This window comes from Pseudomonas asiatica (assembly GCF_009932335.1).
In the GTDB taxonomy this organism is placed as follows: Bacteria; Pseudomonadota; Gammaproteobacteria; order Pseudomonadales; family Pseudomonadaceae; genus Aquipseudomonas; species Aquipseudomonas asiatica.
The window spans coordinates 377,840-398,990 of the sequence record NZ_BLJF01000002.1 but is presented as its reverse complement, the minus strand read 5'-3'; the positions used below and the strand labels follow the sequence as shown (position 1 = coordinate 398,990).

Annotated in this window: 31 protein-coding genes; all 31 read right to left on the bottom strand. The window is 57.3% G+C overall.

Going from position 1 to position 21,151, the window contains the following annotated elements:
• Window positions 1-10 precede the first annotated feature (10 nt).
• A complete protein-coding gene (gene rpsD, locus GYA95_RS21230; protein WP_003257114.1) occupies window positions 11-631 on the bottom strand; it encodes a 30S ribosomal protein S4 in 621 nt (206 codons plus the stop codon).
• 15 nt (window positions 632-646) lie between these two features.
• Window positions 647-1,036 carry a 30S ribosomal protein S11 gene (gene rpsK / locus GYA95_RS21225; protein ID WP_003255454.1) on the bottom strand — a complete coding sequence of 130 codons (390 nt, stop codon included), beginning with the start codon at window positions 1,034-1,036 and terminating at the stop codon, window positions 647-649.
• Between the two features lie 18 nt (window positions 1,037-1,054).
• A complete protein-coding gene (gene rpsM, locus GYA95_RS21220) occupies window positions 1,055-1,411 on the bottom strand; it encodes a 30S ribosomal protein S13 (RefSeq protein WP_003257112.1) in 357 nt (118 codons plus the stop codon).
• Between the two features lie 131 nt (window positions 1,412-1,542).
• Window positions 1,543-1,659, bottom strand: a complete 117-nt coding sequence (gene rpmJ, locus GYA95_RS21215) for a 50S ribosomal protein L36 (RefSeq protein ID WP_002555468.1) — start codon at window positions 1,657-1,659, stop codon at window positions 1,543-1,545.
• Window positions 1,660-1,687: 28 nt separating this feature from the next.
• Window positions 1,688-3,019 (bottom strand): preprotein translocase subunit SecY, encoded by a 1,332-nt coding sequence (gene secY, locus GYA95_RS21210; protein WP_003257108.1) that lies wholly within the window; start codon window positions 3,017-3,019, stop codon window positions 1,688-1,690.
• On the bottom strand, window positions 3,020-3,454 hold the full coding sequence (gene rplO, locus GYA95_RS21205) for a 50S ribosomal protein L15 (protein ID WP_003257107.1): 435 nt from the start codon (window positions 3,452-3,454) through the stop codon (window positions 3,020-3,022). It lies immediately after the preceding gene.
• A 3-nt stretch (window positions 3,455-3,457) separates the two neighbouring features.
• Window positions 3,458-3,634: a 50S ribosomal protein L30 gene (gene rpmD / locus GYA95_RS21200; protein WP_003255463.1), complete on the bottom strand. Its 177-nt coding sequence runs from the start codon at window positions 3,632-3,634 to the stop codon at window positions 3,458-3,460.
• A gap of 2 nt (window positions 3,635-3,636) precedes the next feature.
• Entirely contained in the window at window positions 3,637-4,137 is a 501-nt protein-coding gene (gene rpsE / locus GYA95_RS21195) for a 30S ribosomal protein S5 (protein WP_003255465.1), read from the bottom strand.
• Between the two features lie 3 nt (window positions 4,138-4,140).
• Window positions 4,141-4,491: a 50S ribosomal protein L18 gene (gene rplR / locus GYA95_RS21190; RefSeq protein ID WP_009397496.1), complete on the bottom strand. Its 351-nt coding sequence runs from the start codon at window positions 4,489-4,491 to the stop codon at window positions 4,141-4,143.
• Window positions 4,492-4,501: 10 nt separating this feature from the next.
• Window positions 4,502-5,035: a 50S ribosomal protein L6 gene (rplF, locus tag GYA95_RS21185; RefSeq protein ID WP_009681972.1), complete on the bottom strand. Its 534-nt coding sequence runs from the start codon at window positions 5,033-5,035 to the stop codon at window positions 4,502-4,504.
• Between the two features lie 12 nt (window positions 5,036-5,047).
• Window positions 5,048-5,440 carry a 30S ribosomal protein S8 gene (gene rpsH / locus GYA95_RS21180; RefSeq protein ID WP_009681971.1) on the bottom strand — a complete coding sequence of 131 codons (393 nt, stop codon included), beginning with the start codon at window positions 5,438-5,440 and terminating at the stop codon, window positions 5,048-5,050.
• A gap of 209 nt (window positions 5,441-5,649) precedes the next feature.
• Window positions 5,650-5,955 (bottom strand): 30S ribosomal protein S14, encoded by a 306-nt coding sequence (gene rpsN / locus GYA95_RS21175; RefSeq protein WP_013970638.1) that lies wholly within the window; start codon window positions 5,953-5,955, stop codon window positions 5,650-5,652.
• Between the two features lie 13 nt (window positions 5,956-5,968).
• Complete coding sequence (rplE, locus tag GYA95_RS21170; RefSeq protein WP_003257095.1) at window positions 5,969-6,508, bottom strand: 50S ribosomal protein L5; 540 nt, start codon at window positions 6,506-6,508, stop codon at window positions 5,969-5,971.
• Window positions 6,509-6,528: 20 nt separating this feature from the next.
• A complete protein-coding gene (gene rplX / locus GYA95_RS21165; RefSeq protein ID WP_013970637.1) occupies window positions 6,529-6,843 on the bottom strand; it encodes a 50S ribosomal protein L24 in 315 nt (104 codons plus the stop codon).
• Window positions 6,844-6,854: 11 nt separating this feature from the next.
• Entirely contained in the window at window positions 6,855-7,223 is a 369-nt protein-coding gene (gene rplN / locus GYA95_RS21160) for a 50S ribosomal protein L14 (protein WP_002555479.1), read from the bottom strand.
• Window positions 7,224-7,246: 23 nt separating this feature from the next.
• Window positions 7,247-7,513, bottom strand: coding sequence for a 30S ribosomal protein S17 (gene rpsQ / locus GYA95_RS21155; RefSeq protein ID WP_003255478.1), 267 nt, complete (start codon window positions 7,511-7,513; stop codon window positions 7,247-7,249).
• 2 nt (window positions 7,514-7,515) lie between these two features.
• The gene (gene rpmC, locus GYA95_RS21150) at window positions 7,516-7,707 is read right to left on the bottom strand and encodes a 50S ribosomal protein L29 (protein ID WP_002555481.1); all 192 of its coding nucleotides are present in this window, start codon (window positions 7,705-7,707) and stop codon (window positions 7,516-7,518) included.
• The gene (gene rplP / locus GYA95_RS21145; RefSeq protein ID WP_003255479.1) at window positions 7,707-8,120 is read right to left on the bottom strand and encodes a 50S ribosomal protein L16; all 414 of its coding nucleotides are present in this window, start codon (window positions 8,118-8,120) and stop codon (window positions 7,707-7,709) included. The genes rpmC and rplP overlap by 1 nt, the downstream gene beginning before the upstream one ends.
• Before the next feature lie 12 nt (window positions 8,121-8,132).
• Window positions 8,133-8,819 (bottom strand): 30S ribosomal protein S3, encoded by a 687-nt coding sequence (gene rpsC / locus GYA95_RS21140; RefSeq protein WP_003255481.1) that lies wholly within the window; start codon window positions 8,817-8,819, stop codon window positions 8,133-8,135.
• A 13-nt stretch (window positions 8,820-8,832) separates the two neighbouring features.
• A complete protein-coding gene (gene rplV / locus GYA95_RS21135) occupies window positions 8,833-9,165 on the bottom strand; it encodes a 50S ribosomal protein L22 (RefSeq protein ID WP_003103908.1) in 333 nt (110 codons plus the stop codon).
• A gap of 11 nt (window positions 9,166-9,176) precedes the next feature.
• Window positions 9,177-9,452: a 30S ribosomal protein S19 gene (rpsS, locus tag GYA95_RS21130; protein ID WP_003255482.1), complete on the bottom strand. Its 276-nt coding sequence runs from the start codon at window positions 9,450-9,452 to the stop codon at window positions 9,177-9,179.
• A gap of 16 nt (window positions 9,453-9,468) precedes the next feature.
• On the bottom strand, window positions 9,469-10,293 hold the full coding sequence (rplB, locus tag GYA95_RS21125) for a 50S ribosomal protein L2 (protein WP_015268750.1): 825 nt from the start codon (window positions 10,291-10,293) through the stop codon (window positions 9,469-9,471).
• Window positions 10,294-10,307: 14 nt separating this feature from the next.
• On the bottom strand, window positions 10,308-10,607 hold the full coding sequence (gene rplW, locus GYA95_RS21120) for a 50S ribosomal protein L23 (RefSeq protein ID WP_003255484.1): 300 nt from the start codon (window positions 10,605-10,607) through the stop codon (window positions 10,308-10,310).
• Window positions 10,604-11,206 carry a 50S ribosomal protein L4 gene (gene rplD / locus GYA95_RS21115; RefSeq protein WP_008089819.1) on the bottom strand — a complete coding sequence of 201 codons (603 nt, stop codon included), beginning with the start codon at window positions 11,204-11,206 and terminating at the stop codon, window positions 10,604-10,606. Before rplD ends, rplW begins: the two co-directional genes overlap by 4 nt.
• A gap of 12 nt (window positions 11,207-11,218) precedes the next feature.
• On the bottom strand, window positions 11,219-11,854 hold the full coding sequence (rplC, locus tag GYA95_RS21110) for a 50S ribosomal protein L3 (RefSeq protein WP_003257089.1): 636 nt from the start codon (window positions 11,852-11,854) through the stop codon (window positions 11,219-11,221).
• A gap of 80 nt (window positions 11,855-11,934) precedes the next feature.
• Complete coding sequence (gene rpsJ, locus GYA95_RS21105) at window positions 11,935-12,246, bottom strand: 30S ribosomal protein S10 (RefSeq protein ID WP_003186070.1); 312 nt, start codon at window positions 12,244-12,246, stop codon at window positions 11,935-11,937.
• Window positions 12,247-12,387: 141 nt separating this feature from the next.
• Window positions 12,388-13,581 (bottom strand): elongation factor Tu, encoded by a 1,194-nt coding sequence (gene tuf / locus GYA95_RS21100; protein WP_013970626.1) that lies wholly within the window; start codon window positions 13,579-13,581, stop codon window positions 12,388-12,390.
• Window positions 13,582-13,608: 27 nt separating this feature from the next.
• Complete coding sequence (gene fusA / locus GYA95_RS21095; RefSeq protein ID WP_015268748.1) at window positions 13,609-15,756, bottom strand: elongation factor G; 2,148 nt, start codon at window positions 15,754-15,756, stop codon at window positions 13,609-13,611.
• A gap of 30 nt (window positions 15,757-15,786) precedes the next feature.
• Window positions 15,787-16,257 carry a 30S ribosomal protein S7 gene (gene rpsG / locus GYA95_RS21090; RefSeq protein ID WP_003246741.1) on the bottom strand — a complete coding sequence of 157 codons (471 nt, stop codon included), beginning with the start codon at window positions 16,255-16,257 and terminating at the stop codon, window positions 15,787-15,789.
• Between the two features lie 106 nt (window positions 16,258-16,363).
• Entirely contained in the window at window positions 16,364-16,735 is a 372-nt protein-coding gene (gene rpsL / locus GYA95_RS21085; RefSeq protein ID WP_003257088.1) for a 30S ribosomal protein S12, read from the bottom strand.
• A 211-nt stretch (window positions 16,736-16,946) separates the two neighbouring features.
• Complete coding sequence (gene rpoC, locus GYA95_RS21080) at window positions 16,947-21,146, bottom strand: DNA-directed RNA polymerase subunit beta' (RefSeq protein ID WP_013970632.1); 4,200 nt, start codon at window positions 21,144-21,146, stop codon at window positions 16,947-16,949.
• Between the last annotated feature and the right edge of the window lie 5 nt (window positions 21,147-21,151).

The following is a 21,151-nucleotide window of genomic DNA, read 5'->3' as shown; positions in this document are numbered from 1 at the left end:
TTTCTAGCCCTTACTTGGAGTAGAGCTCGACAATCAGGTTCTCGTTGATGTCGGCAGACAGGTCGCTGCGAGCAGGAACGTTCTTGAAAACGCCCGACTTTTTAGCAGCATCCACGTCAACCCACTCAACGCGGCCACGCTGGGCGCACAGTTCAAGGGCTTGAACAATGCGCAGCTGGTTCAGCGACTTCTCGCGAACCGCGACCACGTCACCCGGACGAACTTGGTAGGATGGAATGTTTACAGTCTTACCGTTGACGCTGATCGCTTTGTGCGAAACCAGCTGACGGGACTCGGAACGAGTCGAGCCGAAGCCCATACGGTAGACGACGTTATCCAGACGGCACTCGAGCAGTTGCAGCAGGTTCTCACCGGTTGCGCCTTTTTTCGAGGCTGCAGCCTGGTAGTAACCGCGGAACTGACGCTCCAGAACACCGTAGATACGACGAACTTTTTGCTTCTCGCGCAGCTGGGTACCGTAGTCGGACTGACGGCCACGGCGCTGGCCGTGGATACCTGGGGCTGCTTCGATGTTGCACTTCGATTCCAGAGCGCGAACGCCGCTCTTCAGGAACAGGTCAGTGCCTTCACGACGAGACAGTTTGCATTTTGGACCAATGTAACGTGCCATTTATCTGTCTCCTGATTACACGCGACGCTTCTTCGGCGGACGGCACCCGTTGTGCGGGATTGGCGTCACGTCGGTGATGCTGGCGATCTTGTAGCCGCAGCTGTTCAGTGCACGAACGGCGGACTCACGACCTGGACCTGGACCCTTGACGTTTACGTCGAGGTTCTTCAGACCGTATTCCAGCGCAGCTTGACCAGCACGCTCAGCAGCGATCTGTGCTGCGAACGGGGTGGATTTGCGCGAACCACGGAAACCCGAACCACCGGAGGTCGCCCAGGACAAAGCGTTGCCCTGACGGTCGGTGATGGTCACGATGGTGTTGTTGAAAGAGGCATGGATGTGGGCGATGCCATCAACCACTGTCTTTTTGACTTTCTTACGAGGACGAGCAGCAGGTTTTGCCATGTCTATATTCCTGGGCGATTACTTGCGGATCGGCTTACGCGGGCCCTTACGGGTGCGTGCGTTGGTCTTGGTGCGCTGACCGCGAACCGGCAGACCTTTACGATGACGCAGGCCGCGGTAGCAACCCAGGTCCATCAAGCGCTTGATCTTCATGTTGATGTCACGACGCAGGTCACCTTCGGTGGTGAACTTCGCGACTTCGCCACGCAGGGTTTCGATTTGCTCGTCGCTCAGATCCTTGATCTTAGCGGCTGGGTTTACACCAGCGTCTGCACAGATCTTCTGTGCAGTAGTGCGACCGACACCATAGATGTAGGTCAGCGAGATAACAGCATGCTTGTTATCTGGAATGTTGACGCCTGCAATACGGGCCATTCAGTGGGACTCCAATTGACAGCTACCTACGCCCCGGAAGCCAAGAAATAGGGCGCGAGATAATATCGCTGTAGAAACGAATAATCAACCCAGCAGCACACTAGCTGCTGGGTTTGAAGCGCAGATCACACTCAGCCTTGGCGCTGTTTGTGACGCGGTTCCGCGCTGCAGATCACTCGTACGACGCCTTCGCGACGGATGATCTTGCAGTTACGGCACAGCTTTTTCACCGATGCACGAACTTTCATTACCGACTCCTCGAACCTTAGGGGCGTATCAGCGCAGCAGACCGCTGCCACCGTAGCCTTTCAGGTTGGCTTTCTTCATCAGGGATTCGTACTGGTGCGAAACGAGGTGCGATTGTACTTGGGACATGAAGTCCATCACAACCACTACCACAATCAGCAACGAGGTCCCGCCAAGGTAGAACGGCACATTTGCTGCCACCACCAGGAACTGGGGCAGAAGGCAGACGGCCATCATGTAAAGAGCACCGAACATGGTCAGACGGGTCAGAACGCCATCAATGTAGCGTGCCGACTGCTCACCAGGACGGATACCCGGAATAAAGGCACCGGACTTCTTCAGGTTTTCCGCTACGTCTTTCGGGTTGAACATCAGCGCTGTGTAGAAGAAGCAGAAGAAAATGATCCCTGCACTAAACAGCAGAATGTTCAACGGCTGACCAGGAGCGATCGACTGCGAGATGTCCTGCAGCCAGCCCATACCTTCGGACTGACCGAACCAGGCACCCAGCGAAGCCGGGAACAGCAGAATGCTGCTCGCGAAAATGGCCGGGATAACCCCCGCCATGTTCACCTTCAGCGGCAAGTGGCTGGTCTGCGCAGCGAAGACCTTGCGGCCCTGCTGACGCTTGGCGTAGTGAACGGCGATACGACGCTGACCACGCTCAATGAACACCACAAAACCGATAATCGCTACTGCCAGCAAACCGATAGCGACCAGGGCGAAAATGTTGATATCGCCTGTGCGCGCAGACTCGAAAGACTGCCCGATTGCTCTCGGAAGACCGGCAACGATACCCGCGAAGATCAACATCGAGATACCGTTGCCCACACCGCGCTCGGTGATCTGCTCGCCCAGCCACATCATGAACATCGCGCCTGCCACGAAGGTGGAGACAGCAACGACATGGAAGCCCAGGCCTACAGAAAACGCAACGCCCTGGTTGGCCAGGCCAATGGACATGCCAATGGCTTGAACCAGTGCCAGGATAACGGTGCCGTAGCGGGTGTACTGGCTGATCTTACGACGGCCAGCTTCACCTTCCTTCTTCAACTGTTCCAGTTGCGGGCTGACCGCCGTCATCAGCTGCATGATGATCGATGCCGAGATGTACGGCATGATCCCCAGTGCAAAGATGCTCATGCGCTCAAGCGCGCCACCGGAAAACATGTTGAACAAGCTAAGAATGGTCCCCTCATTCTGCCGAAACAGATCCGCCAGACGGTCTGGATTGATGCCAGGAACCGGGATATGCGCACCTATCCGATAGACGATGATCGCCATAAACAGAAAGCGCAGACGAGCCCAGAGTTCCGACATCCCGCCCTTACCGAGCGAAGAGAGAGCACCTTGCTTAGCCATTTATTCCTCGAACTTGCCGCCAGCTGCTTCGATAGCCGCACGCGCACCCTTGGTGGCTGCGATACCCTTGATGGTGACTGCGCGAGTGACTTCGCCAGACAGCATGATTTTCACGCGCTGTACGTTCTGGCCGATCACGTTGGCATCCTTCAGGGATTGCACGGAGATCACGTCGCCTTCCACCTTGGCCAGCTCGGACAGACGCACTTCGGCGCGGTCCATGGCTTTCAGGGAAACGAAGCCGAACTTCGGCAGACGACGGTGCAGCGGCTGTTGACCGCCTTCGAAGCCAGGAGCGATCGAACCACCCGAACGGGAAGTCTGACCTTTGTGGCCACGGCCGCCGGTCTTGCCCAGACCGCTACCGATACCACGACCTGGACGATGCTTCTCGCGACGGGAACCCGGCGCTGGACTCAGATCATTGAGTTTCATCGATTAACCCTCGACCTTCAGCATGTAGTAAGCCTTGTTGATCATCCCGCGGTTTTCGGGAGTATCCTGGACTTCTACAGTGTGACCGATGCGACGCAGACCCAGGCCCTTAACGCACAGCTTGTGGTTAGGCAGACGGCCCGAGACGCTCTTGATCAGCGTTACTTTTACGGTTGCCATGATCAGAAGATCTCCTCGACGCTCTTGCCGCGCTTGGCAGCAATGGATTCAGGAGATTGCATGGCTTTCAGACCCTTGAAGGTGGCGTAAACCACGTTCACAGGGTTGGTCGAACCGTAGCACTTGGCCAGAACGTTCTGAACACCAGCAACTTCCAGGACAGCACGCATTGCGCCACCGGCGATGATACCGGTACCTTCCGAGGCAGGCTGCATGTAAACCTTCGAGGCGCCGTGGGCAGCCTTGGTGGCGTACTGCAGGGTGGTGCCCTTCAGGTCAACCTGGATCATGTTGCGGCGAGCAGCTTCCATGGCTTTCTGGATCGCGGCAGGTACTTCGCGCGATTTGCCACGGCCGAAGCCAACACGGCCCTTACCATCACCTACCACGGTCAGCGCGGTGAAGGTGAAGATACGGCCGCCTTTTACGGTTTTGGCAACGCGGTTAACTTGAACCAGCTTCTCGATGTAGCCTTCGTCGCGCTTTTGATCGTTATTTGCCATAACTTAGAACTCCAGCCCGCCTTCACGAGCAGCATCGGCCAGCGCTTTGACGCGGCCATGGTACTTGAAGCCGGAACGGTCAAAGGCAACTTGAGATACACCGGCGGCTTTCGCACGCTCAGCTACCAGCTTGCCAACCTTAGTGGCCGCGTCGATGTTGCCAGTGGCGCCATCACGCAGTTCTTTGTCCAAGGTCGAGGCGCTTGCCAGAACCTTGCTGCCGTCGGCCGAAATGACCTGGGCGTAGATGTGCTGCGAGGAGCGGAACACGCACAGGCGCACGACTTCGAGTTCGTGCATCTTGAGACGTGCTTTGCGAGCGCGACGCAGTCGAGTAACTTTTTTGTCGGTCATTTGCTAGGCCCTACTTCTTCTTGGCTTCTTTACGACGGACTACTTCGTCCGCGTAACGCACACCCTTGCCTTTGTAAGGCTCTGGCGGACGGAAGTCGCGGATTTCAGCGGCCACCTGACCCACCAGCTGCTTGTCGATACCCTTGATCAGGATGTCGGTCTGGCTTGGGGTTTCAGCGGTGATACCGGCTGGCAGTTCGTAGTCCACTGGGTGCGAGAAGCCCAGGGCCAGGTTCAGGACGGTGCCCTTGGCCTGTGCCTTGTAACCAACACCGACCAGCTGGAGCTTGCGCTCGAAGCCTTGGCTTACGCCCTGGACCATGTTGTTCACCAGAGCGCGGGTGGTACCGGCCATGGCGCGAGCTTGCTGGTCACCGTTACGAGCGACGAAACGCAGCTCGCCAGACTCTTCGGTAACTTCAACAGACGAGTGAACGTTCAGTTCGAGAGTGCCTTTGGCACCCTTCACCGAAAGCTGCTGGCCGGCGAATTTGACTTCGACGCCTGCTGGCAGCTTAACGGGGTTCTTAGCGACGCGAGACATGCCTATCTCCCCTTAGAACACTGTGCACAGAACTTCGCCGCCGACACCGGCAGCGCGCGCAGCGCGATCAGTCATCACACCTTTGTTGGTGGAGACGATAGACACGCCCAGACCGCCACGTACTTTCGGCAGTTCTGCGACGGACTTGTACTGGCGCAGGCCTGGACGGCTGGAGCGCTTCAGTTCCTCGATGACCGGACGGCCTTCGAAGTACTTCAGTTCGATCGACAGGGAAGGCTTGGCCTCACCAGTTACCTGGTAGCCGGCGATGTAACCTTCGTCTTTCAGAACTTTGGCAACCGCGACCTTCAGGGTGGAGGAAGGCATGCTTACGACGGACTTTTCAGCCATCTGGGCATTACGGATGCGAGTTAGCATGTCCGCTAACGGGTCCTGCATACTCATGGGCTAGATGCTCCTGATACAAGAATTATTAGCCTTGCGGCTATCACAACCACCCGAGCGGACAGGGCAAAAAACCCAGGCTCAGGTGAGCCGGTCATTCTAGACACAAGGTAGAAACGAAACAAGCCCCATATAGGGGCTTGTTTGTTGGCGAGGTCACCGGCGGTCGGAAGATTGCTCCCCTTCCGCCGGGATCCAGCCTGCTGCGATTACCAGGAGGCCTTGACCAGACCTGGTACGTCACCGCGCATTGCAGCTTGACGCAGCATGTTACGGCCCAGGCCGAACTTACGGTATACACCGTGAGGACGACCGGTCAGGCGGCAACGGTTGCGCAGACGCGAAGCGCTGGCATCACGTGGCTGCTTCTGCAGGGCGACAACGGCAGCGAAACGCTCTTCAGGAGAGGCGTTCAGGTTGACGATGGTCGCTTTCAGCTCGGCACGCTTTTTGGCGTACTTGGCTACCGTGAGCTGACGCTTCAGCTCGCGGTTTTTCATGCTCTTCTTGGCCATTTTCCTACTCCAATCAGTTGCGGAACGGGAACTTGAAAGCACGCAGCAGAGCGCGGCCTTCGTCGTCCGAACGAGCAGTGGTGGTCAGGGTGATGTCCAAACCGCGCAGAGCATCGATCTTGTCGTAGTCGATTTCCGGGAAGATGATCTGCTCTTTCACGCCCATGCTGTAGTTGCCACGGCCATCGAAGGACTTGGCATTCAGGCCGCGGAAGTCGCGAACCCGAGGCAGGGAGATCGCCAGCAGGCGGTCCAGGAATTCGTACATCTTGTCGCGACGCAGGGTCACCTTGACACCGATCGGCCAGCCTTCACGGACTTTGAAGCCCGCGATGGATTTACGAGCGAAAGTCACGACCGGCTTTTGACCGGTGATCTTTTCCAGGTCGGCAACAGCGTGCTCGATGACTTTCTTGTCGCCGATCGCTTCGCCCAGACCCATGTTCAGGGTGATCTTGGTAACGCGCGGAACTTCCATCACGTTCGACAGCTTAAGTTCTTCCTTAAGCTTAGGAGCGATTTCGTTCCGGTAAATCTCTTTCAGTCGTGCCATGGTCTTCTACCTAGCAGTGTTCAAGCATCAACCGCTTTTTGGGTCGACTTGAAGACACGAATTTTTTTACCGTCTTCTACTTTGAAACCAACGCGGTCAGCCTTGTTGGTTTCGCCGTTGAAGATGGCAACGTTGGAAGCGTGCAGAGGCGCTTCTTTTTCGACGATACCGCCCTGTACGCCCGCCATCGGGTTAGGCTTGGTATGACGCTTGACCAGGTTCACACCACCAACAACCAGACGGTTGTCAGCCAGAACCTTCAGCACCTTACCGCGCTTACCTTTGTCTTTGCCGGCGATCACGATGATCTCGTCGTCACGACGAATCTTTTGCATGTCGGATCTCCTTACAGCACTTCAGGGGCGAGCGAGACGATCTTCATGAACTTCTCGGTACGAAGTTCACGGGTCACTGGCCCGAAGATGCGAGTGCCGATCGGCTCTTGCTTGTTGTTCAGCAGAACAGCAGCGTTGCCGTCGAAACGAATGATGGAACCGTCAGCGCGACGAACACCGTGACGGGTGCGCACGACAACAGCAGTCATCACTTGGCCTTTCTTGACCTTACCGCGCGGAATTGCTTCCTTGACGGTTACCTTGATGATGTCACCGATGCCGGCGTAACGGCGGTGCGAACCACCGAGCACCTTGATGCACATGACGCGACGAGCGCCGCTGTTATCGGCCACATCGAGCATGGATTGAGTCTGAATCATAAAATTTCTCCGACCCCTAGCCCTTAGACTTCAACAGCGCGTTCGAGGACTTCAACCAGTGCCCAGGACTTGGTCTTGGCCAGCGGACGGGTTTCACGGATGGAAACCTTGTCGCCGATCTTGCACTGGTTGGCTTCGTCGTGCGCGTGCAGCTTAGTCGAACGCTTAACGTATTTACCGTAGATCGGGTGCTTTACGCGACGCTCGATCAGAACGGTGATGGTCTTGTCCATTTTGTCGCTGACGACACGGCCAGTCAGCGTACGGACGGTTTTTTCAGCTTCAGCCATGATCACTTACCTGCCTGCTGGTTGAGCACAGTTTTCACGCGAGCGATGTCACGCTTAACTTGCGAGAGCAGGTGCGACTGCCCCAACTGGCCAGTTGCTTTCTGCATACGCAGATTGAACTGGTCGCGCAGCAAGCCGAGCAGTTGCTCATTCAGTTGCTGTGCCGATTTTTCACGAAGTTCATTCGCTTTCATCACATCACCGTCCGCTTAACAAAGGAGGTGGCGAGAGGCAGCTTTGCAGCAGCCAGGGCGAAAGCTTCGCGCGCCAGCTCTTCAGAAACACCCTCGATTTCATACAGGACTTTGCCTGGCTGAATCTGGGCAACCCAGTATTCCACGGAACCCTTACCTTTACCCATACGAACCTCGAGAGGCTTCTTGGAGATCGGCTTGTCCGGGAACACACGGATCCAGATCTTACCGCCACGTTTTACGTGACGGGTCAGCGCACGACGTGCGGACTCGATCTGGCGAGCGGTGAGGCGACCGCGAGCAACAGCTTTCAGGGCGAATTCGCCGAAGCTGACTTTGCTACCGCGCAGTGCCAGACCACGGTTGTGGCCAGTCATCTGCTTGCGGAATTTTGTACGCTTTGGTTGCAACATTTGGCGTACCCCTTACTTAGCAGCTTTTTTACGAGGCGCTGGTGCTTGTGGTTTCAGTTCTTCTTGGCGACCACCAATAACTTCGCCTTTGAAGATCCAAACCTTCACACCGATCACACCGTAAGTGGTGTGAGCTTCGTAGGTGTTGTAGTCGATATCGGCACGCAGGGTGTGCAGAGGCACACGACCTTCGCGATACCACTCGGTACGAGCAATCTCAGCACCGCCGAGACGACCGCTCACCTGGATCTTGATGCCCTTGGCACCAATACGCATGGCGTTCTGTACGGCGCGCTTCATGGCGCGACGGAACATTACGCGGCGCTCCAGCTGCTGAGCTACGCTCTGCGCAACCAGCATAGCGTCGAGTTCCGGCTTGCGGATCTCTTCGATGTTGATGTGCACAGGCACACCCATCTGCTTGGTCAGGTCCTGACGCAGCTTCTCGACATCTTCACCTTTCTTACCGATAACGATACCGGGACGAGCGGTGTGGATGGTGATGCGTGCAGTTTGAGCCGGACGATGAATATCGATACGGCTTACGGACGCGCTTTTTAGTTTGTCTTGGAGGTACTCACGCGTTTTCAGATCCTTCAACAGGTAATCTGCGTAAGTAGCACCGTCTGCGTACCAGACGGAGGTGTGCTCCTTGACGATTCCCAGGCGAATGCCAGTGGGATGTACTTTCTGACCCATCTGATCGACTCCGTTACTTGTCCGCAACCTTGACAGTGATATGGCAAGACCGCTTGACGATGCGATCAGCACGGCCTTTGGCACGTGGCATGATGCGCTTCAGCGAACGCCCTTCGTTGACGAAGACGGTGGAGACCTTCAGGTCATCAACGTCTGCGCCTTCGTTGTGTTCGGCGTTGGCAACGGCCGACTCGAGGACTTTCTTCATGATTTCAGCGGCTTTTTTGCTGCTGAAGGCCAACAGGTTGAGCGCTTCGCCCACCTTCTTCCCGCGGATCTGGTCGGCGACCAAGCGGGCTTTCTGGGCGGAGATGCGAGCGCCCGACAACTTAGCGGCTACTTCCATTTCCTTACCCCTTAACGCTTGGCTTTCTTGTCAGCCACGTGCCCGCGATAGGTGCGGGTACCGGCGAACTCGCCCAGTTTGTGGCCGACCATGTCTTCGTTCACCAGAACTGGGACATGTTGACGACCGTTGTGTACCGCGATGGTCAGACCGACCATTTGTGGCAGGATCATCGAACGGCGCGACCAGGTTTTAACTGGCTTGCGATCGTTCTTCTCCACCGCCACTTCGACCTTCTTCAGCAGGTGAAGATCGATAAAAGGACCTTTTTTCAGAGAACGTGGCACTGTCGTATCCCTCTAGTTACTTGCGACGACGGACGATCATGTTGTCGGTACGCTTATTACCACGGGTCTTCGCACCCTTGGTTGGGAAGCCCCATGGCGATACCGGATGACGACCACCGGAGGTACGACCTTCACCACCACCATGTGGGTGGTCAACCGGGTTCATGGCAACACCACGAACGGTTGGGCGAACGCCGCGCCAGCGTTTGGCACCAGCTTTACCCAGCGAACGCAGGCTGTGCTCGGAGTTCGAGACTTCGCCCAGGGTCGCACGGCACTCAGCCAGTACTTTACGCATCTCACCGGAACGCAGACGCAGAGTCACGTAGACGCCTTCACGAGCGATCAGCTGAGCCGAAGCACCAGCGGAACGAGCGATCTGAGCACCTTTACCCGGCTTCAGTTCGATGCCGTGAATGGTGCTACCTACTGGGATATTGCGCAGCTGCAGGGAGTTACCGGCCTTGATTGGGGCCAGGGCACCTGCGATCAGCTGGTCACCAGCGCTCACGCCTTTAGGGGCGATGATGTAGCGACGCTCACCGTCTGCGTAGCACAGCAGGGCGATGTGAGCAGTACGGTTCGGGTCGTATTCGATACGCTCGACAGTGGCTGGAATGCCATCTTTGTCGTTGCGACGGAAGTCGACCAGACGGTAATGCTGCTTATGACCACCACCAACGTGACGAGTGGTGATGCGGCCATTGTTGTTACGACCACCAGACTTCGATTTTTTCTCGATCAGCGGTGCGTGAGGAGCGCCTTTGTGCAGCTCCTGGTTGACCACCTTGACCACGAAACGGCGGCCAGGGGAAGTCGGTTTGCATTTAACGATTGCCATGATGCACCCCTTCCTTACTCAGCACTGCTGCTGAAATCGAGATCTTGGCCTGGCTGAAGGGAGACGATCGCCTTCTTCCAGTCATTACGCTTGCCCAGACCACGTGCGGTACGCTTGGTTTTACCCAGAACGTTAACAGTCGACACGTTTTCAACTTTTACATTGAACAGGCCTTCGACAGCTTTCTTGATTTCCAGCTTGGTTGCATCGGTAGCAACCTTGAATACGAACTGGCCTTTTTTCTCAGCCAGAACGGTAGCCTTCTCGGAAACGTGCGGGCCAAGGAGGACTTTGAATACGCGTTCCTGGTTCATCCCAGCAGCTCCTCGAATTTCTTCACGGCCGAGACAGTGATCAACACTTTCTCGTATGCGATCAGACTGACCGGGTCGGAACCTTGTACGTCACGTACGTCAACGTGCGGCAGGTTGCGAGCAGCCAGGTACAGGTTCTGATCAACAGCGTCGGAAACGATCAGTACGTCGTTCAGACCCATGCCGTTCAGCTTGTTCAGCAGATCTTTGGTTTTCGGTGCTTCAACAGCGAAGTCCTGAACCACGACCAGACGGTCGCTACGCACCAGCTCAGCGAGGATGGAGCGCAGGGCTGCGCGGTACATCTTCTTGTTGAGCTTCTGCGAGTGATCTTGAGGGCGAGCTGCGAAGGTTACACCACCGCCACGCCAGATCGGACCACGAGTGGTACCAGCACGAGCACGGCCAGTACCCTTCTGACGCCATGGGCGCTTACCGCCACCAGCCACGTCGGAACGGGTCTTCTGCTGCTTGGTGCCCTGACGGCCGCCGGCCATGTAGGCCACGACTGCTTGGTGTACCAGCGTCTCGTTGAATTCGCCACCGAAAGTCAGTTCGGAAACTTCGATCGCCTGAGCGTCATTTACATTGAGTTGCATGTCAGTTTCCCCTTAACCGCGAGCCTTGACAGCTGGACGTACAACCACGTCGCCGCCAGTAGCGCCTGGAACGGCACCCTTGACCAGCAGCAGGTTGCGTTCAGCGTCTACGCGAACTACTTCCAGGGACTGAACAGTCACGCGCTCGGCGCCCATGTGACCGGACATTTTCTTGCCCTTGAACACACGACCAGGAGTCTGGCACTGGCCGATGGAACCTGGGACACGGTGCGACACGGAGTTACCGTGGGTGTTGTCCTGGCCACGGAAGTTCCAGCGCTTGATGGTACCGGCGAAGCCTTTACCTTTGGACTGACCAGTAACGTCTACCAGCTGGCCTGCAGTGAAGAGTTCAGCTTTGATCAGATCGCCAGCCTGGAAATCGCCTTCTTCAAGACGGAACTCCCAGACACCGCGACCAGCGGCAACGTTGGCCTTGGCGAAGTGGCCTGCCTGAGCGGCAGTCACGCGCGAAGCACGACGCTCGCCGACAGTGACTTGCACTGCACGGTAGCCATCGGTTTCTTCAGTTTTGAACTGGGTGACGCGATTCGGCTCGATCTCGATGACCGTGACCGGAATGGAGACACCTTCTTCGGTGAAAATGCGGGTCATACCGCACTTGCGACCGATTACACCAATAGTCATGTTGTAAACCTCATGAGTGTACGGGGCTTTCACCCGCTATGGCCGCCCATTTCAGAGCGTTACACGACCAGACCGAAGTCTTAGCCGAGGCTGATCTGTACTTCCACACCTGCCGCCAGATCAAGCTTCATCAGCGCATCAACGGTTTTATCCGTTGGCTGGACGATGTCCAGAACACGCTTATGAGTGCGGATCTCGTACTGGTCACGCGCGTCTTTGTTGACGTGCGGGGAAACCAGAACGGTGAAACGCTCTTTGCGGGTAGGCAGTGGAATTGGACCACGCACTTGTGCACCAGTACGTTTCGCGGTTTCCACGATTTCCTGGGTGGATTGGTCGATCAGGCGATGGTCGAAAGCCTTCAACCTGATACGGATTTGCTGATTTTGCATTGGATTTCAGACTCCAGGCTGTTCCCAACGGACGCACTACGCCCGCTAAAAGGAGGCGTGATTCTATAGACGCCCCCATTTAGTGTCAACCCAATAAAAAAAACCCCCGCTGAGCGGGGGTTTTTTCAATCGGTCGAGTGATTACTCGATGATTTTTGCTACGACGCCGGCGCCGACGGTACGACCGCCTTCACGGATAGCGAAGCGCAGACCGTCTTCCATTGCGATGGTCTTGATCAGGGTGACAGTCATCTGAATGTTGTCACCTGGCATTACCATTTCAACGCCTTCCGGCAGTTCGCAGTTACCGGTCACGTCAGTGGTACGGAAGTAGAACTGAGGACGGTAGCCTTTGAAGAACGGAGTGTGACGACCGCCTTCTTCCTTCGACAGAACGTAGACTTCTGCGGTGAACTTGGTGTGCGGCTTGACCGAACCTGGCTTGACCAGAACCTGGCCACGCTCAACGTCGTCACGCTTGGTACCACGCAGCAGAACGCCGCAGTTCTCGCCAGCACGACCTTCGTCCAGCAGCTTGCGGAACATCTCAACACCGGTGCAGGTGGTGGTGGTGGTGTCACGCAGACCAACGATTTCCAGCGGATCCTGAACGCGGACGATACCACGCTCGATACGACCGGTAACAACGGTACCACGACCCGAGATCGAGAATACGTCTTCGATCGGCATCAGGAACGGCTGGTCAACGGCACGAACAGGCTCAGGGATGTAGGCATCCAGAGTTTCTACCAGCTTCTTGACAGCGGTAGTACCCATTTCGTTGTCGTCTTTGCCTTCCAGGGCCATACGAGCCGAACCGATGATGATCGGGGTATCGTCGCCTGGGAAGTCGTAGGTGGACAGCAGGTCGCGAACTTCCATCTCGACCAGCTCCAGCAGCTCGGCGTCGTCTACCAGGTCAGCCTTGTTCAGGAAGACCACGATGTAAGGAACGCCTACCTGACGGGACAGCAGGATGTGCTCACGGGTTTGTGGCATCGGACCATCGGCGGCCGAGCAAACCAGGATCGCGCCGTCCATCTGGGCAGCACCGGTGATCATGTTCTTCACGTAGTCAGCGTGACCTGGGCAGTCAACGTGAGCGTAGTGACGAATGTTCGAGTTGTACTCGACGTGAGCGGTGTTGATGGTGATACCGCGCGCTTTTTCTTCCGGAGCCGAGTCGATCTTGTCGAACTCAACGACTGCCGAACCGAAAACTTCGGAGCAGACGCGAGTCAGAGCTGCGGTCAGAGTGGTCTTACCGTGGTCAACGTGGCCGATGGTGCCGACGTTAACGTGGGGAAGGGAACGATCAAATTTTTCTTTAGCCACGACAGTGAACCTCTTGCCTAAAGGGGATTAGCCTTGTTTTTTAACGAGTGCTTCGACGATGTTCGACGGAGCTTCGGCGTATTTGGAGAATTCCATGGAGTAGCTTGCGCGACCCTGAGACATGGAACGAACGTCGGTTGCGTAACCGAACATCTCTCCGAGCGGAACTTCAGCGCGGACGACACGGCCAGAGACCGATTCATCCATACCCTGGACCAGACCACGACGACGGTTCAGGTCACCCATCACGTCACCCAGGTAGTCTTCCGGAGTTACAACTTCGACCTTCATGATCGGCTCGAGAACCACGCCACCGCCCTTCTGGGCCAGTTGCTTGGTTGCCATCGAAGCGGCGATCTTGAACGCCATTTCGTTGGAGTCGACGTCGTGGTACGAACCGTCGAATACCGCGGCCTTCAGGCCGATCAGAGGATAGCCGGCAACAACGCCGTTCTTCATCTGCTCTTCGATACCCTTCTGGATCGCAGGGATGTATTCCTTAGGAATCACACCACCAACGACTTCGTTGGCGAACACCAGACCTTCGGTGATGTTGCCCTTGTCGTCCTGATCCGGCTCCGAGAAACGGATCCAGCAGTGACCGAACTGACCACGACCGCCCGACTGACGAACGAACTTGCCTTCGATCTCGACGTTGGACTTGGTGATCTTCTCGCGGTACGAAACCTGCGGCTTGCCGATGTTGGCTTCGACGTTGAACTCGCGCTTCATGCGGTCAACGAGGATGTCCAGGTGCAGCTCACCCATACCGGAGATGATGGTCTGACCAGTTTCTTCGTCGGTCTTGACGCGGAACGACGGGTCTTCCTGGGCCAGCTTGCCCAGTGCGATACCCATCTTCTCCTGGTCAGCCTTGGTTTTCGGCTCTACGGAGAGCGAAATCACAGGCTCCGGGAAGTCCATACGTTCGAGGATGATCGGCTTGTCGGCGTTGCACAGGGTGTCACCAGTGGTGACGTCCTTCATGCCGATCAGAGCGGCGATATCGCCCGCACGCACTTCCTTGATCTCTTCACGCTGGTTGGCGTGCATCTGCACCATACGACCAACGCGCTCTTTCTTGCCCTTGACCGAGTTGATGACGGAGTCACCGGAGGTCAGGAAGCCCGAGTAAACGCGAACGAAGGTCAGAGTACCAACGAACGGGTCGGTGGCAATCTTGAACGCCAGAGCCGAGAACGGCTCATCGTCGTCAGCATGACGCTCGTCGTACTGCTCTGGGGTGACTTCATCCTTCGGCACTTCGGCCAGATCAGGGTGGATACCCTTGATCGCAGGAATTTCGGTCGGAGCAGGCAGGTAGTCGATAACGGCGTCGAGAACCAGGGGAACGCCCTTGTTCTTGAACGACGAACCGCAGACAGCCGGAACGATCTCGCTGGCCAGGGTGCGCGCGCGCAGGCCTGCCTTGATTTCTTCGACGGTCAGCTCACCTTCTTCAAGGTACTTGTTCATCAGCTCTTCGCTGGCTTCGGCGGCGGCTTCAACCATGTTGTTGCGCCATTCGTTAGCCAGGTCGACCATGTCCGCTGGAATTTCTTCTTCGCGGTAGGTGGTGCCCTTGTCGTCTTCGTTCCAGTAGATGGCTTTCATCTTGATCAGGTCGACCTGACCCTGGAAGTCGTCTTCTGCACCGATAGCCAGCTGGACCGGAACCGGGGTGTGACCCAGGCGGTTCTTGATCTGACCGACAACGCGCAGGAAGTTGGCACCAGCACGGTCCATCTTGTTCACGTAGACAACACGTGGAACGCCGTACTTGTTGGCCTGACGCCATACGGTTTCGGACTGCGGCTCAACGCCGGAGGTGCCGCAGAACACAACGACCGCGCCGTCGAGTACACGCAGCGAACGCTCTACTTCAATGGTGAAGTCAACGTGGCCGGGGGTATCGATGACGTTTACGCGGTAGTTGTCGTACTGACCACGGGAACCTTTCCAGAAGGTGGTAACGGCAGCGGAGGTAATGGTGATACCGCGCTCCTGCTCCTGCACCATCCAGTCGGTGGTCGCGGCGCCGTCGTGCACCTCGCCCATTTTGTGGCTCAGACCTGTGTAGAACAGGATCCGCTCGGTAGTGGTAGTCTTGCCCGCGTCAACGTGGGCGCAGATACCGATGTTACGGTAGCGGTTAATTGCTGTAGTACGAGCCATAAAGCCCTCGCAAAATGATTGATGCTTGAATTAGAAGCGGTAGTGCGAGAACGCTTTGTTGGCCTCGGCCATACGGTGCACGTCTTCACGCTTCTTGACTGCAGCACCCTTGCCTTCAGCAGCATCCAGCAGTTCGCCGGCCAGGCGCAGGGCCATCGACTTCTCGCCGCGCTTGCGGGCGTAGTCTACGAGCCAGCGCATTGCCAGAGCGTTACGACGGGACGGACGAACTTCAACCGGAACCTGGTAAGTGGCACCGCCAACACGGCGGGACTTAACTTCGACCAGCGGAGCGATGGCGTCGAGAGCTTTCTCGAAGATTTCCAGGGGGTCGCTGTTCTTGCGTGCTTTGACGGTATCCAGGGCACCGTAAACGATGCGCTCGGCTACGGCCTTCTTGCCGCTTTCCATCACGTGGTTCATGAACTTGGCGAGAATCTGGGATCCGTACTTCGGATCGTCAAGGATCTCACGTTTTGCTGCTACACGACGTCTTGGCATGATAAGCCCTCAAACGGTCTTCAGGTTAGCCCGGGACCAGGTCTTTCGACCCCTGCCCGACCTTACTCTTATCGACTCAAATAAATGGATGTCTGCAAACGGCCGATTACTTCGGACGCTTGGTACCGTACTTCGAACGACCCTGGTTACGGCCTTTAACGCCCGAAGTATCCAGAGAGCCGCGAACGGTGTGGTAACGAACACCTGGCAAGTCTTTTACACGGCCGCCACGGATCAGGACGACGCTGTGCTCTTGCAGGTTGTGGCCTTCACCACCGATGTACGAGGAAACCTCGAAACCGTTGGTCAGACGCACACGGCATACTTTACGCAGTGCCGAGTTAGGTTTTTTCGGCGTGGTGGTGTACACGCGGGTGCACACGCCACGACGCTGCGGGCAGTTCTGCAGCGCAGGTACGTCGGATTTCTCGACGGTACGCTTACGCGGCTGACGTACCAGCTGGTTGATAGTTGCCATCTACTAGCTCCACTGATTGTCTTGCGACGCTATTGTCTTGCAAGAAAGCCAAAAATTGGCGAGACGGAGCCTCACCAAATTTAAGGGTACAAAAGTCTAAAGAGGATCTTGCACCCAGTCAAGACGAGGCCCCGGCCCTCCCCGCCCGATCATCGGCAACATTTCATGTCGCCGCTGATCGCTCGGGGCTTGCCGGGGCCCTGCCCTGTACTTAGTTACCGCTGGAGTTCAGCGCTTCGGTCAGTGCGGCTTCCACCTCACTGGCGCTCACACGCAGCGGCTTGTCGGCATCACGGCGACGCTTACGCTCGCTGTGGTAGGCCAGACCAGTACCGGCCGGAATCAGACGACCCACGACCACGTTCTCTTTCAGGCCGCGCAGGTAGTCGCGCTTGCCGGTTACCGCCGCTTCGGTCAGTACGCGGGTGGTTTCCTGGAAGGAAGCCGCGGAGATGAACGACTCGGTCGACAGCGAGGCCTTGGTGATACCCAGCAGCACGCGGGAGAACTTGGAGATGAACTTGTCCTCGCTGGCGAGACGCTCGTTCTCTACCAGTACCTGGGTCAGTTCCATCTGGTCGCCCTTGATGAAGCTGGAGTCACCCGACTCGGTGATCTCGACCTTGCGCAGCATCTGACGCAGGATGGTCTCGATGTGCTTGTCGTTGATCTTAACGCCTTGCAGACGGTAAACGTCCTGGATCTCGTTGACGATGTACTTCGCCAGCGCGCTCACACCCAGCAGACGCAGAATGTCGTGCGGATCGCTCGGGCCGTCGGAGATAACTTCGCCGCGGTTTACCTGTTCGCCTTCGAAGACGTTCAGGTGGCGCCACTTCGGAATCAGCTCTTCGTACGGATCGCTACCGTCGGTCGGGGTGATGACCAGACGACGCTTGCCCTTGGTCTCCTTGCCGAACGCGATGGTGCCGCTGACTTCAGCCAGAATCGAGGCCTCTTTCGGACGGCGCGCTTCGAACAGGTCGGCAACGCGCGGCAGACCACCGGTGATGTCACGGGTCTTCGACGTTTCTTGCGGGATACGCGCGATAACGTCACCAACACCGATCTGGGCACCGTCAGCCACGCCGACGAGGGCGTTGGCCGGCAGGAAGTACTGGGCAGGTACGTCGGTACCTGGCAGGTACAGATCCTTGCCAGAAGCGTCGACCATCTTGATAGCAGGACGGATTTCCTTGCCAGCGGCAGGGCGATCCTTGACGTCCAGTACTTCAATGTTGGTCAAACCCGTCAATTCGTCAGTCTGACGCTTGATGGTGATGCCTTCTTCCATGCCAACGAAGGTCACGGTACCTTTCAGTTCGGTAACGATCGGGTGGGTGTGCGGGTCCCACTTGGCGACGATAGCGCCAGCTTCGACCTTTTCACCTTCCTTGACCGAAATTACCGCACCATAAGGCAGCTTGTAGCGCTCACGCTCACGACCGAACTCGTCGGCAATGGCCAACTCGCCCGAACGCGATACGGCAACCAGGTTGCCATCGGCACGTTCTACCTGCTTCAGGTTGTGCAGACGCACCATACCGCCGTTCTTCACCTGGACGCTGTCGGCAGCCGAGGTACGGCTTGCAGCACCACCGATGTGGAACGTACGCATGGTCAGCTGGGTACCCGGCTCACCGATCGACTGCGCAGCGATAACGCCGACAGCTTCACCGATGTTCACCTGGTGACCGCGAGCCAGGTCACGACCGTAGCACTTGGCGCAGATGCCGTAACGGGTTTCGCAGTTGATCGGCGAACGCACGACCACTTCGTCGATGCTGTTCAGCTCGATGAATTCGACCCACTTCTCGTCGACCAGGGTACCGGCCGGAACGATGACGTCCTCGGTGCCTGGCTTGAACACGTCACGGGCGATGACACGACCCAGCACACGCTCACCCAGCGGTTCTACAACGTCACCACCTTCGATGTGCGGGGTCATCAGCAGGCCCTGGTCGGTGCCGCAGTCGATCTCGGTAACAACCAGATCCTGGGCAACGTCTACCAGACGACGAGTCAGGTAACCGGAGTTGGCGGTCTTCAGTGCGGTATCCGCCAGACCCTTACGAGCACCGTGGGTCGAAATGAAGTACTGCAGAACGCTCAGACCTTCACGGAAGTTCGCAGTGATCGGCGTCTCGATGATGGAGCCGTCCGGCTTGGCCATCAGGCCACGCATACCGGCCAGCTGACGGATCTGGGCTGCGGAACCCCGCGCACCGGAGTCAGCCATCATGTACATCGAGTTGAAGGACTCTTGCTCGACTTCCTTGCCTTCGCGATCGATGACCTTCTCTTTCGAGAGGTTGGCCATCATCGCCTTGGACACTTCGTCGTTCGCCTTCGACCACAAGTCGATGACCTTGTTGTACTTCTCGCCCTGGGTTACCAGACCGGAGGCGTACTGGCTCTCGATTTCCTTCACTTCGTCGGTAGCGGTACCGATGATGCGTGCTTTCTCGTCCGGGATAACGAAGTCGTTAACACCGATCGAAACGCCGGAAATGGTCGAGTAAGCGAAACCGGTGTACATCAGCTGGTCAGCGAAGATAACGGTCTCTTTCAGACCAACCACGCGGTAGCACTGGTTGATCAGCTTGGAGATCGCCTTTTTCTTCATCGGCTGGTTGACCACGTCGTAAGGCAGGCCTGCCGGTACGACCTGGAACAGCAGCGCACGGCCGACGGTGGTGTCGACGATGCGGGTGTTCTTGACCACGGAGCCGTCACGCTCTTTCACGGTTTCGTTGATACGAACCTTGATTTTCGCGTGCAGGGCAGCCTCGCCGGCGCGGAATACGCGGTCGACTTCCTGCAGGTCGGCGAACACGCGACCTTCGCCCTTGGCGTTGATGGCTTCACGGGTCATGTAGTACAGACCCAGTACCACGTCCTGCGACGGAACGATGATTGGCTCACCGTTGGCTGGCGACAGGATGTTGTTGGTCGACATCATCAGCGCGCGCGCTTCGAGCTGGGCTTCCAGGGTCAGCGGCACGTGAACGGCCATCTGGTCACCGTCGAAGTCGGCGTTGTACGCGGCACAGACCAGCGGGTGCAGCTGAATAGCCTTGCCTTCGATCAGAACCGGTTCAAATGCCTGGATACCCAGACGGTGCAGGGTCGGTGCGCGGTTGAGCAGCACGGGGTGTTCGCGGATCACCTCGGCGAGCACGTCCCACACCTCTGGCAGCTCACGCTCGACCATCTTCTTGGCAGCCTTGATGGTGGTCGCCAGACCACGCATTTCCAGCTTGCCGAAAATGAACGGCTTGAACAGCTCGAGAGCCATCTTTTTCGGCAGACCGCACTGGTGCAGACGCAGGGTCGGGCCTACGGTAATTACCGAACGGCCGGAGTAGTCCACACGCTTACCGAGCAGGTTCTGACGGAAGCGACCTTGCTTACCTTTGATCATGTCGGCCAGGGACTTCAGCGGACGCTTGTTCGAGCCAGTGATGGCGCGACCGCGACGGCCGTTGTCCAGCAGGGCGTCGACCGCCTCCTGCAGCATGCGCTTTTCGTTGCGCACGATGATGTCCGGCGCCGACAGATCCAGCAGGCGCTTCAGACGGTTGTTACGGTTGATCACGCGACGATACAGGTCGTTCAGGTCAGAGGTCGCGAAGCGGCCGCCATCCAGCGGTACCAGCGGACGCAGGTCCGGCGGCAGCACTGGCAGGACGGTCAGGACCATCCACTCAGGCAGGTTGCCCGAACCCTGGAACGCTTCCATCAGCTTCAGGCGCTTGGACAGCTTCTTGATCTTGGTTTCCGAGTTGGTCTGCGGAATCTCTTCGCGCAGGCGACCGATCTCGTGCTCCAGGTCGATAGCGTGCAGCAGCTCGCGGACAGCCTCGGCACCCATGCGGGCGTCGAAGTCATCACCGAACTCTTCCAGCGCTTCGAAGTACTGCTCGTCGTTCAGCAGCTGGCCTTTTTCCAGGGTGGTCATGCCCGGGTCGATAACGACGTAGCTCTCGAAGTAGAGCACGCGCTCGATGTCACGCAGGGTCATGTCCATCAGCAGGCCGATACGGGACGGCAGCGACTTCAGGAACCAGATGTGGGCAACCGGCGAGGCCAGTTCGATGTGCGCCATGCGCTCACGACGAACTTTTGCCAGGGCAACTTCAACGCCGCACTTCTCGCAGATCACGCCGCGATGCTTGAGGCGCTTGTACTTGCCGCACAGGCACTCGTAGTCCTTGACTGGGCCAAAGATCTTGGCGCAGAACAGGCCGTCACGCTCAGGCTTGAACGTACGGTAGTTGATGGTTTCCGGCTTCTTAACTTCACCGAACGACCACGAACGGATCATTTCAGGCGACGCCAGACCGATGCGGATGGCGTCGAACTCTTCGACTTGACCCTGGTTTTTCAGCAAATTCAGTAGGTCTTTCAAGGCCT

Excerpts from the sequence above, each read along its gene's own strand:
- rpsD (WP_003257114.1), bottom strand. The coding sequence starts at position 631 with ATGGCACGTTACATTGGTCCAAAATGCAAACTGTCTCGTCGTGAAGGC.
- rpsK (WP_003255454.1), bottom strand. The coding sequence starts at position 1,036 with ATGGCAAAACCTGCTGCTCGTCCTCGTAAGAAAGTCAAAAAGACAGTG.
- rpsM (WP_003257112.1), bottom strand. The coding sequence starts at position 1,411 with ATGGCCCGTATTGCAGGCGTCAACATTCCAGATAACAAGCATGCTGTT.
- rpmJ (WP_002555468.1), bottom strand. The coding sequence starts at position 1,659 with ATGAAAGTTCGTGCATCGGTGAAAAAGCTGTGCCGTAACTGCAAGATC.
- secY (WP_003257108.1), bottom strand. The coding sequence starts at position 3,019 with ATGGCTAAGCAAGGTGCTCTCTCTTCGCTCGGTAAGGGCGGGATGTCG.
- rplO (WP_003257107.1), bottom strand. The coding sequence starts at position 3,454 with ATGAAACTCAATGATCTGAGTCCAGCGCCGGGTTCCCGTCGCGAGAAG.
- rpmD (WP_003255463.1), bottom strand. The coding sequence starts at position 3,634 with ATGGCAACCGTAAAAGTAACGCTGATCAAGAGCGTCTCGGGCCGTCTG.
- rpsE (WP_003255465.1), bottom strand. The coding sequence starts at position 4,137 with ATGGCAAATAACGATCAAAAGCGCGACGAAGGCTACATCGAGAAGCTG.
- rplR (WP_009397496.1), bottom strand. The coding sequence starts at position 4,491 with ATGACCGACAAAAAAGTTACTCGACTGCGTCGCGCTCGCAAAGCACGT.
- rplF (WP_009681972.1), bottom strand. The coding sequence starts at position 5,035 with ATGTCTCGCGTCGCTAAGAACCCCGTTAAGCTGCCAGCAGGCGTCGAA.
- rpsH (WP_009681971.1), bottom strand. The coding sequence starts at position 5,440 with ATGAGTATGCAGGACCCGTTAGCGGACATGCTAACTCGCATCCGTAAT.
- rpsN (WP_013970638.1), bottom strand. The coding sequence starts at position 5,955 with ATGGCCAAGAAGAGCATGAAAAACCGCGAGCTGAAGCGTCAGCTCACG.
- rplE (WP_003257095.1), bottom strand. The coding sequence starts at position 6,508 with ATGGCACGACTGAAAGAGATTTACCGGAACGAAATCGCTCCTAAGCTT.
- rplX (WP_013970637.1), bottom strand. The coding sequence starts at position 6,843 with ATGCAAAAGATTCGTCGTGACGACGAGATCATCGTGATCGCCGGCAAA.
- rplN (WP_002555479.1), bottom strand. The coding sequence starts at position 7,223 with ATGATTCAGACTCAATCCATGCTCGATGTGGCCGATAACAGCGGCGCT.
- rpsQ (WP_003255478.1), bottom strand. The coding sequence starts at position 7,513 with ATGGCTGAAGCTGAAAAAACCGTCCGTACGCTGACTGGCCGTGTCGTC.
- rpmC (WP_002555481.1), bottom strand. The coding sequence starts at position 7,707 with ATGAAAGCGAATGAACTTCGTGAAAAATCGGCACAGCAACTGAATGAG.
- rplP (WP_003255479.1), bottom strand. The coding sequence starts at position 8,120 with ATGTTGCAACCAAAGCGTACAAAATTCCGCAAGCAGATGACTGGCCAC.
- rpsC (WP_003255481.1), bottom strand. The coding sequence starts at position 8,819 with ATGGGTCAGAAAGTACATCCCACTGGCATTCGCCTGGGAATCGTCAAG.
- rplV (WP_003103908.1), bottom strand. The coding sequence starts at position 9,165 with ATGGAAGTAGCCGCTAAGTTGTCGGGCGCTCGCATCTCCGCCCAGAAA.
- rplB (WP_015268750.1), bottom strand. The coding sequence starts at position 10,293 with ATGGCAATCGTTAAATGCAAACCGACTTCCCCTGGCCGCCGTTTCGTG.
- rplW (WP_003255484.1), bottom strand. The coding sequence starts at position 10,607 with ATGAACCAGGAACGCGTATTCAAAGTCCTCCTTGGCCCGCACGTTTCC.
- rplD (WP_008089819.1), bottom strand. The coding sequence starts at position 11,206 with ATGCAACTCAATGTAAATGACGCTCAGGCGATCGAAGTTTCCGAACTG.
- rplC (WP_003257089.1), bottom strand. The coding sequence starts at position 11,854 with ATGACTATTGGTGTAATCGGTCGCAAGTGCGGTATGACCCGCATTTTC.
- rpsJ (WP_003186070.1), bottom strand. The coding sequence starts at position 12,246 with ATGCAAAATCAGCAAATCCGTATCAGGTTGAAGGCTTTCGACCATCGC.
- fusA (WP_015268748.1), bottom strand. The coding sequence starts at position 15,756 with ATGGCTCGTACTACAGCAATTAACCGCTACCGTAACATCGGTATCTGC.
- rpsG (WP_003246741.1), bottom strand. The coding sequence starts at position 16,257 with ATGCCAAGACGTCGTGTAGCAGCAAAACGTGAGATCCTTGACGATCCG.
- rpsL (WP_003257088.1), bottom strand. The coding sequence starts at position 16,735 with ATGGCAACTATCAACCAGCTGGTACGTCAGCCGCGTAAGCGTACCGTC.